Annotated in this window: 14 protein-coding genes; 12 read left to right on the plus strand and 2 right to left on the minus strand. The window is 39.5% G+C overall.

The features are described from left to right. Nucleotides 1-21 precede the first annotated feature (21 nt). From T344_RS0101260 to T344_RS0101280, 5 genes are all read left to right on the plus strand, one after another. Complete coding sequence (locus T344_RS0101260; RefSeq protein WP_027627218.1) at nt 22-1,533, plus strand: sugar ABC transporter ATP-binding protein; 1,512 nt, start codon at nt 22-24, stop codon at nt 1,531-1,533. Between the two features lies 1 nt (nt 1,534). Next, nucleotides 1,535-2,536, plus strand: coding sequence for an ABC transporter permease (locus T344_RS0101265; RefSeq protein WP_004629889.1), 1,002 nt, complete (start codon nt 1,535-1,537; stop codon nt 2,534-2,536). Nucleotides 2,537-2,667: 131 nt separating this feature from the next. Beyond that, nucleotides 2,668-3,678 carry a sugar ABC transporter substrate-binding protein gene (locus tag T344_RS0101270; protein WP_004629828.1) on the plus strand — a complete coding sequence of 337 codons (1,011 nt, stop codon included), beginning with the start codon at nt 2,668-2,670 and terminating at the stop codon, nt 3,676-3,678. Between the two features lie 343 nt (nt 3,679-4,021). Next, on the plus strand, nt 4,022-5,059 hold the full coding sequence (locus T344_RS0101275; protein ID WP_027627219.1) for an NAD(P)-dependent alcohol dehydrogenase: 1,038 nt from the start codon (nt 4,022-4,024) through the stop codon (nt 5,057-5,059). A 746-nt stretch (nt 5,060-5,805) separates the two neighbouring features. Further along, nucleotides 5,806-7,692, plus strand: coding sequence for an SUKH-3 domain-containing protein (locus T344_RS0101280; RefSeq protein WP_207641810.1), 1,887 nt, complete (start codon nt 5,806-5,808; stop codon nt 7,690-7,692). 341 nt (nt 7,693-8,033) lie between these two features. Here the strand turns inward: T344_RS0101280 and T344_RS0101285 are convergent, their stop codons facing one another. Next, nucleotides 8,034-8,789, minus strand: coding sequence for an alpha/beta hydrolase (locus T344_RS0101285; protein ID WP_027627221.1), 756 nt, complete (start codon nt 8,787-8,789; stop codon nt 8,034-8,036). A 287-nt stretch (nt 8,790-9,076) separates the two neighbouring features. On the opposite strand from T344_RS0101285, the gene T344_RS27345 reads away from it, so the two are divergent. The 5 genes from T344_RS27345 to purF all read left to right on the plus strand — a co-directional run bounded on the left by T344_RS27345 (nt 9,077) and on the right by purF (nt 13,256). Further along, the gene (locus T344_RS27345) at nt 9,077-9,535 is read left to right on the plus strand and encodes an ABC transporter permease (RefSeq protein WP_278246130.1); all 459 of its coding nucleotides are present in this window, start codon (nt 9,077-9,079) and stop codon (nt 9,533-9,535) included. Nucleotides 9,536-9,673: 138 nt separating this feature from the next. Further along, nucleotides 9,674-9,886: a hypothetical protein gene (locus T344_RS0101295; RefSeq protein ID WP_027627222.1), complete on the plus strand. Its 213-nt coding sequence runs from the start codon at nt 9,674-9,676 to the stop codon at nt 9,884-9,886. 165 nt (nt 9,887-10,051) lie between these two features. Next, the gene (locus tag T344_RS0101300) at nt 10,052-11,032 is read left to right on the plus strand and encodes an AEC family transporter (RefSeq protein ID WP_027627223.1); all 981 of its coding nucleotides are present in this window, start codon (nt 10,052-10,054) and stop codon (nt 11,030-11,032) included. A 218-nt stretch (nt 11,033-11,250) separates the two neighbouring features. Then, nucleotides 11,251-11,763: a 5-(carboxyamino)imidazole ribonucleotide mutase gene (gene purE / locus T344_RS0101305; protein ID WP_027627224.1), complete on the plus strand. Its 513-nt coding sequence runs from the start codon at nt 11,251-11,253 to the stop codon at nt 11,761-11,763. A 29-nt stretch (nt 11,764-11,792) separates the two neighbouring features. Then, nucleotides 11,793-13,256, plus strand: coding sequence for an amidophosphoribosyltransferase (gene purF, locus T344_RS0101310; protein ID WP_027627225.1), 1,464 nt, complete (start codon nt 11,793-11,795; stop codon nt 13,254-13,256). Between the two features lie 375 nt (nt 13,257-13,631). On the opposite strand, the gene T344_RS0101320 is transcribed toward purF, so the two are convergent. Further along, nucleotides 13,632-14,795 carry an IS110 family RNA-guided transposase gene (locus T344_RS0101320; protein WP_027627226.1) on the minus strand — a complete coding sequence of 388 codons (1,164 nt, stop codon included), beginning with the start codon at nt 14,793-14,795 and terminating at the stop codon, nt 13,632-13,634. A 285-nt stretch (nt 14,796-15,080) separates the two neighbouring features. Between T344_RS0101320 and purM the strand changes: the two genes are divergently transcribed. Both purM and purN read left to right on the plus strand, forming a co-directional pair. Beyond that, nucleotides 15,081-16,112 carry a phosphoribosylformylglycinamidine cyclo-ligase gene (purM, locus tag T344_RS0101325; RefSeq protein ID WP_027627227.1) on the plus strand — a complete coding sequence of 344 codons (1,032 nt, stop codon included), beginning with the start codon at nt 15,081-15,083 and terminating at the stop codon, nt 16,110-16,112. Continuing rightward, a complete protein-coding gene (gene purN / locus T344_RS0101330; protein WP_027627228.1) occupies nt 16,100-16,768 on the plus strand; it encodes a phosphoribosylglycinamide formyltransferase in 669 nt (222 codons plus the stop codon). The genes purM and purN overlap by 13 nt, the downstream gene beginning before the upstream one ends. The last annotated feature ends 20 nt before the right edge of the window (nt 16,769-16,788 follow it).

Below are 16,788 nucleotides of genomic sequence, written 5' to 3' on the forward strand. Positions count from 1 at the left end.
GGAGTTTACGGGGAGAGGGATATGAATCAAAACATTAAATTAAGAGTTTCACAAATTGAAAAATCCTTTCCAGGGGTAAAGGCACTTGATAAAATCGATTTTACTGTAAAAAAAGGCTCAGTCCATGTTTTGTGCGGTGAGAACGGTGCAGGAAAATCAACATTAATGAAAATAATTAATGGTGTTTATCAACCTGACGGCGGTCAAATATTCATTGATGAAAAACCGGTAAAAATCAGTAATCCCATACAGGCAAGAAGCCTTGGGATTTCAATGATATTTCAGGAAATGAACTATGTCCCTGAAATGACGGTTGAGGAAAATATTTTCCTGGGCAATCTGCCTGTTGGAAAACTTGGAAATGTTGATTGGAAGGAAGTAAGGCGTCGTACCAACGAATTGCTGAAAAAAGAAAATCTGCCATATTCTCCGACGACGCTTCTCAAGGATCTCACTGTTTCAGATATACAGATGCTGGAGATAATAAAAGCCGTATCTTATAATTCTGAGATCATCATCATGGATGAGCCGACATCGGCCATAACCCTAAAGGAAGTAGAAAAGCTGTTTGCGAAGATCAGAGAGTTAAAAGCAAGAGGTGTGAGTATCATATATATTTCTCACAAACTTGATGAAATATTCCAAATAGCTGATGAAATTACAGTTTTCAGAGATGGTACGGTAGTTGAAAGCCATCCCAGGGAAGAACTGGATATTGAACAGGTAATAGCGCTTATGGTAGGCCGTAAGCTTACAAACACTTATCCCAAGGAAGAAGTGAAAATAGGGGAGGACATCCTCAGAGTTGAGAATCTGAATAATGGTAATGTATACCACGATGTGAACTTCCACCTTAAGAAGGGTGAAATAATCGGGTTTGCAGGTTTGATGGGAGCAGGCAGAACAGAAGTCATGCGTTCTCTGTTCGGTCTTGATCCAATTACTGCCGGCAAAGTTACCATCAAGGGTAAAGAGGTCAAAATCAAAAATGTAAGGCAGAGTATTGAAAACGGATTGGTAATGCTTTCAGAAGACAGGAGAAGATATGGAATAATTCCTGTAAGGTCAGTAAAGGAAAATACCACATTGTCTTTCCTGCAAAAGGTATTTTACCGGTTCAGGCTTCACCACAAGACAGAGAAGAATATCGTATCTGATATGTTTTCAAAAATGAAGGTAAAAACTCCATCTTTGGAAACAACTATCCAGTCCTTAAGCGGAGGAAATCAGCAGAAGGTTGTTCTCGCAAAATGGATGATCAGAAATCCTGACATACTGATATTGGATGAACCTACAAGAGGTATTGATGTCGGAGCCAAGTTTGAAATTTACAAGCTAATGACCAATTTGGCACAGGAAGGTAAAGCAGTCATAATGGTTTCTTCGGAATTACCTGAATTGATTGGTATGTGTGACAGAATTTATGTTATGTGCAAGGGCACAATTACTGGTGAGATTTCAAGGAAGGATTTCTCGCAGGAACTGATAATGAAGTATGCTACCGGAACTTTAATATCTAACGAGGTGAACTAAAATGGATTTAAAAAATGTTTGGAGTACGGCTAAAAAGAAATACAGTATTTTTATGGTACTATTTGTACTATTCTTTATTTGTTCAATAATAAATGAAAACTTCTTAACACCCAATAACCTGACAAATATATCCAGACAGCTGGCAGTTACAACAATTCTGGCTTTCGGACAGACAATGCTCATCATATCAGGCATGCTTGACCTGTCCCAGGGTTCGGTACTTGCATTGTCGGGAGTGTTTGCCGTATCGGCTTACAAATCAACCGGTTCATTGGTAATAGCCGTATTGGTTGGTATTGTAACAGGTGTTGTATGTAATATTGTAAACGCCATAATGGTAAGTACCTTCAAGGCACCTCCGTTTATTGCAACGCTGGCAATGCTTACGATGGCCCGAGGTGTGGCACTGTTGTTTACAAAGGGGCAAAACTTACTGCAGCTTGGCAATTTCGTAGTATTTGGTCAGGGTTCAGCCGGTATTATTCCCATACCTATCATATTCCTTGTAATAATAGCCATCTTTACGTGGTATATCCTGAAGCACACACGGTTCGGAAGATCTCTGTATGCTGTGGGAGGAAATGAGGAAGCTTCAATTGCATCAGGTATCAATGTTCACAAAGTAAAATATACGGCCTTCATTATCAATGGTATATTTGTGGGTCTGGCAGGCGTATTGTTCATGTCCCGTGTTAATGCAGGTCTTCCCAACGGAGCCGTAGGTTATGAATTCACAGCCCTGACAGCCGCAATCATCGGCGGAACAAGCTTCTCAGGCGGTGTCGGTACTGCTGCAGGTACTTTGGCCGGTGCCTTCATAGTGGGCTTCCTGGATAACATTATGAACCTGGCAAGTGTGGATTCCTATATGCAGCAGATAGTCAGAGGTGCCATTATAGCCCTTGCGGTTATTTATGATATCCGTTCAAAGAACAGAAGAACAAAGAGTGCAATGGGAAGAATCGAAGACAAGGAAAAGCCTAAAGCCATAAAAGCAAAATAGTTTGAGGTATTTTAGCTAGAGCATTTTATTTATAGTATTTTATTTAAACTTGTTATCAATAACACAAAACAGTATTAAGCAGCACAAAGCTGTTTAAAATAAAAAAAATTATGCGAAAAGGATGGTCAACAATGAAGAAGAGACTGATTAGCGTACTTTCAATGTTACTGGCAATTGTTTTACTCGCTGCTTGTGGTAAGACAGCTACACCAAACGCTTCAAACAGTACAGCTGCAGGGACAACAACTGGTAATGGCGGAGCAAAAACTTATAAAATAGCATATATTGCTCGTGCACAATCAGATTCCTTTGCTGCATGGCTCGCAAATGCTGTTAAAGATGAAGCCAAGAAGTATCCGGGCATAACTCTTGATGTATTTGACGGTGAAGCAAACGATGAAAAAGAAAACTCCATGATAGAAAATGCTATCACAAACAAATACGATCTGGTTATAGTACAGCCAAACAATGGTGAAGCACAAAGACCATATGTTGAAAAGGTTGTTAAAGCAGGAATTTTCGCAATAACAACAAATGCTCGTATTTCAGGTATTGAAGGAGCATCTTCGGTAGACGCAAATCCATATGAACAGGCAGCCGTTAATGCTCGTGCAGCAGTGGAGCAAATCCCGCAGAATGCTAAGGTTGTTGTATTAAAAGGACCTTCAGGTAACTTCCACGCTGATGAAAGACGTGCAAGCTGGCAGAAGGAATTCTTTGACAAACGTCCTGATGTTAAAATTGTTGGAGAACAGATTGCAAACTGGAATAAGGATGAAGCCATGAAGTACATGGAAGACTGGGTTCAGGCCAATGATAAGATCGATGCCGTTATCTCAATGAACGATAACATGGCAGCAGGTGCTATTGAAGTTGTAAAAGACAATGCAAAGTTCAAAGACATGCTTGTTTACGGTGTTGACGGAACTGCAGAAGCTCTTCTCTTAATACAGGAAGGCAAGATGACTTCAACTTGTATGCAGAGTGCTTATGACCTTGCAACAAAATTGATGGAAACAAGCAACAAGCTTTTAACCGGAGCAGAAAAGCAAATTGATACAGATATCGGAAACCCATTGGTTAACAAGGATAATGTTCAAGAGTATATTGATGTATTGAAGAAAGCCGGAGCAATAAAATAGTAATTAATTAATGAGATCTATTGATTTAAGTGCACTGAAGATGCGTGAAATGTGTTTCACGCATCTCAGGTGCAATATTATGTATCACAAATAACAGGCTGCTTATAAATATTTACTAAAAGATAACTATAAAACTTTTATAAAACTATATAATAAAACTATTTACTAAATGCAATAAAGTATTTAAAATTAAAGTTGAAAACAATAACAATTGAATTTATATACATTTAACATTGTTAAAAAATTATCCAAATCTAATTAAAAGACTTCTTAATATACATTATAATAAGCGTGATTTAATGACAGCTAATATTTTAAAATCAAATTACAGGAGGGTTTAATGATGAAAAACAGAGCAGCATATATGACTGGTATCAACAAGATGGAAATCAGAGACATTGAGATGCCCAAACTAAGGGACAGGGATGTAATGGTAAAGCTTGAATACGTTGGGATATGCGGTTCGGATGTACACTATCTTGAACACGGAAAAATAGGTGATTTTATTGTTAACGGTGACTTTATACTGGGTCATGAGTGCGCCGGAACTATTGTCGAGATAGGAAGCGATGTCCAGAATCTTAAGGTTGGAGACAAAGTAGCACTTGAGCCCGGCATTACCTGCGGTCAGTGTGAATTCTGCAAAACAGGTAGATACAATTTATGTCCTGATGTGGAGTTTTTGGCTACACCCCCATACCACGGCTCCTTGATGAATTATATTGCTTTTCCGGAAAATATGTGCTTCAAACTTCCTGACAATATAACAACTAGGGAAGGTGCACTTGTAGAGCCTTTAGCAGTCGGAATGCATGCTGCAATTCAGGGAAATGTGAAGCTTGGGGACTCAATAGTAATATTGGGAGCAGGCACCATCGGACTTGTAACCCTTTTGGCCTGCAAGGCGTATGGCGCTACTGATATCACAGTGGTAGATGTTATACCAAAGAGACTCGAATATGCTAAAAAGCTGGGAGCCACTGCAACAATAAATGCTGCTGAAACCGATGTTTTTGCTGAAGTAGAAAAAATGACCGGTAAAAAGGGTGTGGATACGGTAATTGAAACCGCCGGCTCTGCCCGGACAATTTCCCAGACTCCTTACCTGATCAAAAATGGCGGAACTATTGTACTGGTAGGCTTGGCTCCACAGGATATAATAGAATTCAATTTTGCAAAGATAATGGCAAAGGAAGCACAGATAAAATCTGTATTCCGTTACAGAAATATTTATCCTACAGCTATAAAAGCCATAGCAAAGGGTATAATTGATATTTCGGGTATAGTTACTCATGAATTTGATTTTGATGAAGTTGCCAAAGCATTTGATTACGTTATAAATAATAAACAGGATGTTGTAAAAGCTGTAATAAAAATCTAGATAAATTGTCTCCTTTAAATATATCCTCTTATACGGCTGTCGCAGACGCGGCAGCCATTTTTTTGTCCGATTTTACCGGCGAGTTTAATGGATTAACTGACACAGTAGTTAATTTAACGCATTGTGCTAATTAATTTAGATTTGCTTTACCTTTATAATTCTTTATATCAACTGGTAACTTCCGCACTAACTTCATGAAATAGGGCGCACCCAAAACAATTACAAAAATTGTACCGCCTCATTAGTAAAGCGATTTTGTCGTCGCTCAAACTCGACATCCTGTCTCGATTTGAAGCTCAAAGCAGCGTCCTGCTGCTTTGCCGGCAAAACCGCTTTACCTTCGTCGACAATTTATCGTAATTGTTTTTAACCATGCATCCTATTTCATGAAGTTGTCCTCGCGTACCAGTTGATTCCAAATAAATTATCTGTAAAGCAAAACAAAATTTCAACTAGCACAACAGATTAATTTATGCACATCAGCAACTAAAAAAATATCATCTCTTGGCCAAATAACAGTTTACTCAAAAAATATTGAAAATTCATTTATTAAATCAGCTCTAAAATTTACTATTCAATATAGGAATAAATTTTAGGAGTTGAACAGGATGTACACCAGAGCCCCGGATAAATCGGCAGCGGCACAGAACAAAAACCTTCAGAACTCATCATCCAGGCAAAAACCCCTGGTCAAGCAGCCCAACTACATAGGAATAATTCAACGTCTCAAAAGACTGCCCAATTCATTGACACAGCAGGATATAAATATCCTACAGAAAACCATCGGAAACCAGGCAGTTATTAAGCTGCTTACCGATATAAAAAAGATACCTCCAAAAAACAACCAACCCGGTCAAGACAAAGAAACTACTCCCGGCACACAGGACAAGCAGCCGGATTCTAAAATGCAGCAATCGGAAAAACAACAGTCGGAAAAACGGCAATCCGGATTGCAGCAGCAGGATACCGGCAGCAAGACCGTGGAAAAAAGCGGAGAACAAAGTGACTCAGGTGACCTGAACAGTAAGTCGTCAGAGGCATCCGGGCCGGCTGAACAAAAAGTTGAAAAACAGGAAGCAAAGGAAAAGGCTGCTCCGGTAACGGCAGAAAAGTCCAACGCTGGCACTGTTTTAAGTAAATCTGATGCAGGCAGCAACACCGGTAAGCAAGTAAGCCTAAAAGAGAGTGAGCAGGCAAAGGAAAGCTCTTTACAACAAAATAAAGAGCCCCTCCAAACAAAACTTGAAAACGGGGGCAATACCGATCTCCAGACAGGTAAAGAATCAAAACCTGCTTCCCTCAAGGAAGAAAAAGCTGCTGAAGGCGGTAAGCCAGTAGAAAATAAAAACGTGGTGAAAACAGCCGGCAATGGAGCAGAAACAGCTGCTAATAAAGATGCCCAAGCCAAACAGGAAGCCGTGTCACCGGTGGAAGATGTCCCAACTCCAGCAGGCTCTGAAAAAGCAGGCGGCAAGGAAACCGGACAGGCCCAGGGCGACAGCAAAGGCGGCAGTAAATCAGAAGGCGGAGGAGACTTCTTCGGAACCGTCAGGAGCGGCATACATAACAATCTCATGACACTAGGCCTAATAAATCTGAAGAAGCTTGGAATGCAGATACTGGCAGCCGGAGCAGCAAAAATATCAGGAGCCATAAGAAAAATGCTCACTTCGAAGGTCAAATTCAAGCTGGGCAGCGAAAACCATGAGATGTGGGTAGAAAAAGGCCAGAACAGAAATGTTGTTATGATGGCCAGTGGAAAAGGAGAACCATTTGGCGATCAACTTAAAAGGAGGAATATTCCAAATGATGTAGAAGTAATTAGAGATCAAAAAGAAGCGGAAGCTCCAGAAAATGAAAAAATAGCTGAACCTAAAGTGAGGAATTTGGCAGAAACGACAGAAACTGTTGCTTCCGGGACCGGGCTAATTACCACATCGGGTGGAAATAAGAAAAATAGGAGTCCTGGGGGAGATAGACTTAAGGATGGAGAGAATCCTAAGGGAGAAAATGATGTTAAGAATAGAACAAAAGCATCCGTATATGCTGATGAAGTAAGGGATTTACCAAGTAGTAAACGTCCAAATACCGTTGCTGTTATTGAAATTAGAGGGGGACAAATAATATATGGGTACAATAGCGAAGGTGTATACAATAAAAGTATTCAGGATATTTTAAATGCTCTAGGCAATATTTCTTTTCTTGAAACATATGTATTTGAATTATTAAAACACTGTGGTTGGTACGATGGTAGAAAATTTGATATATCATTTTGGATAAATGAACTAACAAAAGAAGGATATGAGTGTTTCAAATATGCCGAAGATATCTTACAAGAGTTAGGAGATATAAAAGTAAATGTGGGAAACAATAAAGGATATAAAGGTGCTATGTTTGATTTTAATCCATATAATGCAGCAAGTGGAGAATATGACAGAATTGAAGCATTTCAAGTTGCAGCAGGAGATAAGTTGTTTCCAATAGGTAGTATGTGTGATGCTATTGTATATGTTGGACAGAAAAAAAATATATATTTTGGAGATTGGAGTACATTTTTTTGGCATGGTAAAAATTTAGAGGATTATTTAAACAGATTATTTAGGGAAGACTCTAAACCAATACAACTAATTTAGGGAGTGTCCCAAATTTTGTGTTTTTACTATTTTTGAAGGTTGTCAGAGTTTCCATAATGCCATATCAAGAAGCAAAAATTCTCCTTGCGTCAGCTGAATTTTTGCTTCTTATATTAGAAGTCCTTTTGTAACAGATATTATGGATTTTGTTAGTTATAAATAATAAATAGCTTTATATTATGTTGTCTCAACGCATCATCTATTTATAACAACAAAAATACTTCTACATTTATTCCAACTGTTACCTACAATAGAATTAGTATAACGAAGATAAGACGTATAATCATGTGATGAGCTTATATCCAGTTTAACATTTCAGTTTGCTTATTAGTGAGTGCGTGCTATAATATTTTTTCCAAGTCGTGGTTAATCTTCTCGAATTTCCTGTACTCATGCGGGATATTCAACGAATTCAAATATAAATGTAAAATTTCATTATCACAAAATAATATGTCAGCTGTGCCGATATGAATATCAATTTTTAGTTTGCCTCGAATTTTTTCCGCGTTTTGCCATACCAAGCATAAAATATTGTTTTCCTCCAAATACCATTCTTCTCTCATCATATCTTCGTATAACTCGATGACTTTTTCCGGTGCTACCCCCACAGTACGGTATTCTTTGAGATAGAGATGGTGATAGGTTCCTGCGTAAGGGGTTACGGAACCAAACAGCTCGGGGTGCTTAACTGCATAATAAAACGCCATGTTGCCGCCCATCGAAAACCCTGACAGCATTCTGTTCTCACGGGTTGTGTCTGTTCTGTACTGACCGTCGATATGGGGAATCAGTTCCTTAATAATGATGGATTCAATTTGCAATAAGGCATCGAAATAATTGTCTTCCGACGAAATGGCGTTGACAAAAACAGTAATGGCTCGTCTGTTTTTATAGACCTTTTCCAGCGGCCATATCTCGGAGGATTCGTTGCCCGTCCATCCGTGAATGTGGTACGCAACCGGATATTTTTCGCCGCAGTCTTTGTACTCGGGTGGAAGATAGATATTATAGCCTATTTCGTGATTTAATACTTGGCTGTAAAATGTTTTATGAGTAACATATTGAGGTGATTCTGCTGGTGGGTTTACAAAGTTCATTCAACACTCCTTCGATGCCGACTAATATAAATTATATCATTGATCTTAAGAAAACAATTACACCTTAGAAAATATTTCTACTATTTGATTATATTACTAGACAGACAGTTATTCAAGTGCAAGGTAGACGGACTCACCTCCTATCTCAAGAATTGTCTTGAAAACAGAGTAGTTATTTTTTTTGCGGTTCAGTCATTTGTGGTGTGGTTCACCGTATCATTTTACAACTAAATGAAAAGATATTTGAAATAAGAATAGTCTGCAAAATCCAATATCACAAAAACCCAGTGCTTTTTAATTCGTTTTCAACTATAGTGATACTTGTTTTTGGATTTGTAATGGGCTTCAGAGCTGGTGCAGGTATTGCCGGTTGGCTTCTTGCCGCCGTGATTTTACTGCTTTTTACTCTGGCAATGACCTGGACAGCAGTTATGTTTGGCCTGCTGGCCAGCAATGCCGAAGGCGCAGGAGTATTCAGCTATATTTTGTTGATACTGCTTTTTATTAGCTCAGCTTTTGCACCAACTCAAACCATGCCCCCGGCGGTGCGTATATTTGCAGAAAATCAACCCATGACACCCATTATTGAGGCGGTCCGTTCACTGCTCCTGGGTGGAAGTGCCGGAAATAATGCAATAACAGCGATACTTTGGTGCCTTGGAATTCTGATAGTCACTTATATTGCATCAGTACGAATTTACAAGCGAAAGCTGCTTAGTCAGCATCATATTAAGATGGGTTTATGATGTTTCCATACTGTCTCTCATACAAGCGGTTGAATTAGCCTCCAAAAATATGGAACTAATTAGTTAATATGTGATATATTTAATTAAATAAATCTAATTAAGAAATCATAATCAAGAAAAATCCTTGGAGGTGAATATATGGAGGCAATTGTATACCTGTTTTTTATTGGTATCGGTATTATTATAACCATACTTGCTGTCAGGACAGCAATAGACTATTCCAAAACAGCGGGAGATATAGTCGAGATAAAAAGACTGCTTCAAACTATTGTAGAAAATGGTGTGGTAACAAAAACTGATGCCGAAAGAGAACACCGAAGAGAAGATAAAAAAGAAGATAAAGTAAATTAAATCAGAGAGCCGTGTACATTAAATTGCAAATTGCATGTAGTAAATATGTATTTAGCTATGGACTTTAACAGAATAAAGTAATAAGATTATATAATAAAAGCGGCTGTACAGGTCGCTTTTATTATATCTTTGCGACAGACCTTGACCTATTTTCGGAGGCAGACAATGAACGAAGTAGAAATTATTCTGAAACAGATACTTATATTAACTTTACTGGGTGTAACCGGCTTTGCTGCGGGAAAGGGAAAATTCCTGCCGGAAAATTCCCACAAATACATCTCGGCTCTGATATTGAAAATAACAATGCCGTTTTTAATATTTACAACCATGGGAAACTACTCCTTTACCGGTGAGACCCTGAAAAACGGTTTCCTCATATTTGTTCTCGGTATATTTTTTATATTGCTGGGCGGGTTTATTTCACTGGGACCGTGTAAATTGCTGGGTATACGCGAAAAGACAAAAAATATATACATTGCACAGTCAATGTTCGGAAATGTCATATTCATGGCTTATCCGCTGCTTAAAGCAATGTACGGGGATGAGGGAATCGTATATGCCATATTCTTTAACATTGCAAACGACGCTATCCTCTGGACACTGGGAGTTTACCTGTTCAACAGGCATAATACGGAAAACTGGAAGGACAATCTGTCACATCTGGTCAATCCCAATACTCTGTCTTTTATGGGCGGACTGCTCATTATCCTGTTGAAAGGGATATTTAACTTTGAAAATACCCTTGTTTATAAGTCAATCTGGGATATATTCTATTCGGCTTTCTATAATCTCGGGCACATTACCATCTATTTGTCCATGATATTTATAGGACTGATACTTTCCGGAGTGAGGCTCCGGGGGATAAAGGATATATTTGACAGGGCAATATATCTAGTCTATTCACTGTTCAAGCTGATTATAGTACCAGTGGCGGCAATATTGTTTTTCAAGGCAACCGGCAATTTCTTTGATTTGTTTGTAAAGAGGATTGTAGCCCTGCAGCTTGCCATGCCGGCTTCTACCATAGTTTCGGCACTGGCGCTGGAATATGATTCCGACTATAATGCAGCTACCGAAGGCATATTTGTTTCGACCATTCTGTCCATATTTACACTGCCGTTGATAGTTTATCTGCTGACGCTTTAAATGTGAATTTTAAGCAGGTAATGTATGAGCAGATCACTTGAGGATATTGCAATAATCCGAATATTTGGAGCGAACAATTGAAAATTGTTCGCTTTTTTAATTGACAATGGTCTTTGTTCTTTGATAATATTATTGTATCAAAAGGCGAATAATTTTTTTAAAAATGTTAAAAATGTTCACAATTAATTAATATTATATTAACAATGGAGGCAAATAGCATGTGTATTTCTAAAGATGCCAGGGTAGCGGTAATTATGGGAAGCGATTCCGATCTTTCGGTAATGAAAAGCTGTATTAAAATTCTAAAGGATTTTGAAGTTCAATGTGACGTAATGGTATGTTCAGCTCACAGAACACCTGATAAGGCATCCGAGTTTGCACGGAATGCGGAAGCAAACGGAATCGATGTTATCATAGCTGCGGCGGGAAAGGCTGCGCATCTTCCGGGAGTGTTGGCTGCCTACACCCCGATTCCTGTTATAGGAGTACCCATAAAGTCGTCAACACTTGACGGACTTGATTCACTTCTTTCAATCGTCCAGATGCCATCTGGAATTCCCGTTGCAACGGTTGCCGTTGACGGAGCCGAAAATGCCGGATTGCTTGCGGTTCAGATCCTGTCGGTAGCATATCACGGTTTACGGGACAAAATGCTTGAATATAAAAAATCCCTGGCTGTAAAAGTAGAAAAAAAGAATAAGGAACTTCAGAAGAAACTTGAGGAAATATAAACCAATAAGGCAATAAAAAGGAGTTACTCATGTGTGAATTTGGACAATGCATGCAATGCGAAAACCTTGACTGCTTCGATGACAGAATGGACAAAATGCATGAAGAGTGCGGAGTATTCGGGATATATTCAACTGATAACAATGATGTAGATGTTGCAGGAATGACTTATTACGGCCTGTACTCACTTCAGCACAGAGGACAGGAAAGCGCCGGTATTGCAGTAAGTGACAAGGAAACCATCGTATTTCACAAGGATATGGGTCTGGTTCCTGAAATTTTTGACAAGGTGCTGTTAACCCATCTTCAGGGTACAATGGCTGTGGGGCATGTGAGATACTCCACCACCGGCGCCAGCAAACGTGAGAACGCACAGCCCATAGTTGTAAGATCAAGAAACGGACAAATTGCCCTTGCACACAACGGTAATATTGTTAATGCCTCAATTCTCAGAGAACAGATGGAAGACAACGGAACCATTTTTCAAACCACCAATGATACAGAAGTTCTTGTTAACCTGGTTACAAAGCACAGTATTACTTCAGAGACCTTAGAAGAAGCGGTTGAAAAAATGATGAAGGACGTTAAGGGCTCTTACGGACTAATTTTAATGACCGCAAACAAAATGCTGGGTGTCAGGGACCCATACGGCATCAGACCGTTATGCATCGGCAGGACCTCGTCCTCCTATGTAATCGCATCAGAATCCTGTGCCCTTGACGCGGTCAACGCCGAATTTATCAGGGATATCGAACCCGGGGAAATTGTAACCATAGAAAATAATGAAATCAGATCTATAAAAGTTTTCAACAACAAGGATACAAAGCTCTGCATATTTGAATTTGTATATTTTGCAAGACCCGACAGCGTAATTGACGGGGCAAGTGTTCAGCAGTCCCGGTACGAAGCTGGAAAGCTCCTGGCTATTGAGCATCCGGTCGATGCAGATGTTGTAATAGGTGTACCTGATTCAGGCATATCCGCTGCTATCGGCTTCTCAAAGCAGACAGGAATTCCATACGGCGAAGGTATAGTGAAGAATAGATATGTGGGAAGGACCTTTATTCAGCCCAGTCAGGGTATGAGAGAGGTGGCTGTCAGAATAAAGCACAATGCCATTAAAAAGACAATTGAAGGCAAAAGAGTCGTGATCATAGATGATTCCATAGTCAGGGGTACTACTACAAGAAGAATAGTAAAGATCCTTAAAAAAGCCGGAGCAAAAGAGGTACATATGAGAGTGAGCTCACCCCCTCTTAAATTTCCATGCTATTTCGGAATTGATATATCATCAAGAAAAGAGCTTGTAGCAGACAAGCTTTCCGTCGAAGAGATAAGAGAAATGATTTGTGCCGATTCATTGGGCTACCTGAGCCTGGAAGGACTCCTGCAGACTCCTGTTGATTCCAGATGCGGCTTTTGTTCTGCCTGTCTGACGGGTGACTATCCCATAGAAGTTCCGGCCGAAGGAGACAAATTCAGCTGCGGCAGCTGATGCAAAGCCGGTGTGGGAGAGAGTAAATTTTCATCAATAATATTTTGTGGCCGCAATGCGGCTCATGGAGGTTAGCTTGAAAGACTTCACTTGCGTTCGTCTTCCAAGCAAACCTGTGAATTTATGGCCGTGCGAAATATTCAAAGTATTTACCAATACTTTGAAAGCGCACATGGCCAATTAACCTCCTTTATTCGCCACATTGCGATAAAGGATATAGGTTTTCATTACATTTTGTGGCCGCAATGCGGCTCATGGAGACCAACTATGAATTGTCAAGTGAAAAGTGGATAAATTTGTATAAGTAATTTAGAAATGAAAAAAGAGCATACTTTAATAAGCCTATGTGTTGATAGACTTTTTGACTGAATGATTTTAGTCTAAGTTGAAAGCAACATTGTCTTTAAGTATTTTGAAGATAATGCGAATCAGCTTATGAGCTACATGACCGAGTGCTGTATAATGGTTGTTACCCTGAGATTGTTTTGATAAAAAATAATTTTTAAATGTCCTGTTATTAAGTGAAACATTCCAAGCAGCATTGATTAAAGCATATCGAAGAAGTTTAGAACCACGCTTGGACATTCTGGTACTTTTAGCATTAAAATTGCCGGATTGATTAACCGCAGGATCTAAACCGGCATAGGCTAAAAGCTTTGAAGGATTTGAAAATCTTGATATATCACCAATTTCGCTGAGTATCATAGCACCATTAAGATATCCGATACCAGGTATGGTCAAGATTACAGAATCCATTTCAAGCATTATGGATTTAATGGTTTTATCTAATTCAGTAATTTGCTTTTCTAATAGCTCAATTTGTGAGATGGATTGAGTTATTTGAATAGAAACCGAGGTATTGCCAGTACCAACAGATGATTTTGCCAGACTTTTTAAAGCGATAGCTTCTTCTTTACCAAAGCGGCCGTGGGAAGCCTTTTGAAGAAGATTACCTAAGTATGTAAGGTGTAAAGCAGCAATATCATTTGGGATAGAATGCCTCTTTAGCAGTTCATAGCATGTGTTGATGTGGATACCGGATTTAAAGAAATATTGCAACTCAGGGAACAATACATCAACATATGATACGAGCTGGATTTTAAGGCGGGCTTTGGACTTTTTGATTTTCTCTCTGAAGCGGCAAAGGCTTTTCAGATGCAGTAAATCAATATCGGTTTTAGTAAAGAGCCTATAACTATTGACCATCATTGATTTAATGATTAGCATGGCATCAACCTTATCAGTCTTAGTTTTACGAATATTTGTCTTTCGCAAAGTGGCTGTTTGGATAGGGTTGATAACTGCAACATGATAGCCTAGATCAAAAAGATAGCCGATAAGGTTTTCACCATAATGGGCAGTTGATTCAAGGCCGATTAGGAGATTTTCCTTATCAAATGTTTTGAGTTTGGATAGCAAGAAGGTGAAACCCTCAGAGTTATTAGTAAAACCAAAAGATGGAATTAAGACTTCGCCATCAGCGGTCATAGCAGCGGCAAAGTGTTTTTGTTTGGCAATATCAATGCCAATAAAAATCATGGAACCACATCCTTTAATAAAAAAATCAGACAACTGCTTTGACCCACTTAGTCTTATTCTCATAGCCTTGCAGGAGATAAAAGTTTAAAAACTTATCCAACTATAAATGATTTAAATAAGACAGTGGCAATACACTCCATCGAATAGTCAAGCTATAGGTTAAAATAAAAAGTCCACAGTGTCTGAATCAATTATAGCTAATAAAAAAATAGTGTATATAAAAAATGAGCAAATTTTAGAAAGGAGCGTATGATTTAGTTACTAACTATATCATACAAGGTTAATATGACCACTTACAGAGATGCAGGTGTAGATGTTGAGGCAGGTTATGAAGCAGTCAAGTTAATGAAGAACCATGTAAAACGTACGTTCAGACCGGAGGTAATGACTGAGCTGGGGGGCTTCGGGGGCTTATTCAGCCTGGACAAGTCAAAATATGAACAGCCTGTTTTGGTTTCAGGTACTGACGGAGTAGGAACAAAATTGAAAATGGCTTTTCTATTGAACAAACATGATACAGTGGGTATTGACTGTGTTGCAATGTGCGTGAACGATATAGTATGCAGCGGTGCAGAACCGTTGTTTTTCCTGGATTATGTCGCTGTCGGAAAAAACTATCCCGAAAAGGTTGCAGAAATTGTAAAGGGCGTTTCAGAGGGCTGCCTTATGTCGGGCTGCTCGCTGATCGGAGGGGAGACGGCCGAAATGCCGGGCTTTTACCCTGTTGACGAGTATGATCTGGCAGGCTTTGCCGTTGGGATAGTGGACAGGAACAAAATCATTGACGGTAAAAAAATAAAGGCGGGAGACAAGCTGATAGGACTTCCCTCCTCGGGTATTCACAGCAATGGTTATTCCCTGGTCCGCAAACTGATAAATCCTACCGAAAAGAACTTGAAGGAATATGTAGAAAGTCTGGGCTGCACCCTGGGGGAAGAACTCCTCAAGCCCACCAGAATATATGTGAAAACAGTACTGGAATTGATCGGAAAATACGAGATAAAAGGAATTTCACATATAACAGGCGGGGGCTTTATCGAAAATATACCAAGAATGTTACCTGACGGTTTAAAAGTTAATATTGAAAAGGGAACCTGGCCGGTATTGCCCATATTTGAGCTTTTGAGAGGCTTGGGCAACATGGAGGACAGAGATATATACAACACCTTCAATATGGGGATAGGGCTTGTTATGGCAGTAGACGGCCAAAAGGCTGAGGAAATTACAGCTTATCTTAAATCGGCAGGAGAAGCGGCATATATTATCGGAACTGTCACTGAAGGCGAAACAGGAGTTGAAATCATATGCTTAAAATAGGCGTATTGGTGTCTGGAGGAGGTTCAAACCTTCAGGCCATAATTGATAAGATAGAAAGCGGATACATAAGGAATGTTGAAATTGTAACTGTTGTATCCAGCAAACCCGGCGTATTTGCTCTTGAGAGGGCAAAAAAATACGGAATAGAGGGCACATGTATTTCCAGAAAGTTCTTCAATAATATAGATGAATACGACGAAGCGCTGATCGGCCATTTTGTTGAACATAAGGTGGAGCTGGTTGTTATGGCGGGTTTTCTTTCCATTCTGGGAGAACGTTTTAACAAATATTACACAAACAGGGTTATAAACATTCACCCCTCATTGATTCCCGCATTCTGCGGAAAGGGGTTCTACGGGATAATTCCCCACAGACACGTATTGGAATCAGGTGTTAAAGTCACGGGAGCAACAGTACACTTTGTGGAGCTTGAGGCCGATACAGGACCCATCATACTTCAAAAGGCTGTTTATGTGGAGGAGGGTGACACTCCGGAAATTCTTCAGAAAAGGGTTATGGAGCAAGCCGAATGGGAAATACTGCCCGAAGCCATTAAACTGTTTGCTGAAAACAGATTGGTTATTGAGGGAAAGAAGGTACTGATCAAGAAAACAGCTCCCGTCCTATCGGCGGCGAGTAAAAAATATTCAATTTAAAATTTCGATTGGAGGACTGG

The organism is Ruminiclostridium cellobioparum DSM 1351 = ATCC 15832 (genome assembly GCF_000621505.1).
Taxonomy (GTDB): domain Bacteria; phylum Bacillota; class Clostridia; order Acetivibrionales; family DSM-1351; genus Ruminiclostridium; species Ruminiclostridium cellobioparum.

What these genes read in the sequence shown, in the direction of transcription:
- T344_RS0101260 (WP_027627218.1), top strand. Translation starts at nt 22, where the DNA reads ATGAATCAAAACATTAAATTAAGAGTTTCACAAATTGAAAAATCCTTT.
- T344_RS0101320 (WP_027627226.1), bottom strand. Translation starts at nt 14,795, where the DNA reads ATGATTTTTATTGGCATTGATATTGCCAAACAAAAACACTTTGCCGCT.
- T344_RS0101300 (WP_027627223.1), top strand. Translation starts at nt 10,052, where the DNA reads ATGAACGAAGTAGAAATTATTCTGAAACAGATACTTATATTAACTTTA.
- T344_RS0101265 (WP_004629889.1), top strand. Translation starts at nt 1,535, where the DNA reads ATGGATTTAAAAAATGTTTGGAGTACGGCTAAAAAGAAATACAGTATT.
- purE (WP_027627224.1), top strand. Translation starts at nt 11,251, where the DNA reads ATGTGTATTTCTAAAGATGCCAGGGTAGCGGTAATTATGGGAAGCGAT.
- T344_RS0101285 (WP_027627221.1), bottom strand. Translation starts at nt 8,789, where the DNA reads ATGAACTTTGTAAACCCACCAGCAGAATCACCTCAATATGTTACTCAT.
- purF (WP_027627225.1), top strand. Translation starts at nt 11,793, where the DNA reads ATGTGTGAATTTGGACAATGCATGCAATGCGAAAACCTTGACTGCTTC.
- T344_RS0101295 (WP_027627222.1), top strand. Translation starts at nt 9,674, where the DNA reads ATGGAGGCAATTGTATACCTGTTTTTTATTGGTATCGGTATTATTATA.
- T344_RS0101270 (WP_004629828.1), top strand. Translation starts at nt 2,668, where the DNA reads ATGAAGAAGAGACTGATTAGCGTACTTTCAATGTTACTGGCAATTGTT.
- T344_RS0101275 (WP_027627219.1), top strand. Translation starts at nt 4,022, where the DNA reads ATGAAAAACAGAGCAGCATATATGACTGGTATCAACAAGATGGAAATC.
- purM (WP_027627227.1), top strand. Translation starts at nt 15,081, where the DNA reads ATGACCACTTACAGAGATGCAGGTGTAGATGTTGAGGCAGGTTATGAA.
- purN (WP_027627228.1), top strand. Translation starts at nt 16,100, where the DNA reads ATGCTTAAAATAGGCGTATTGGTGTCTGGAGGAGGTTCAAACCTTCAG.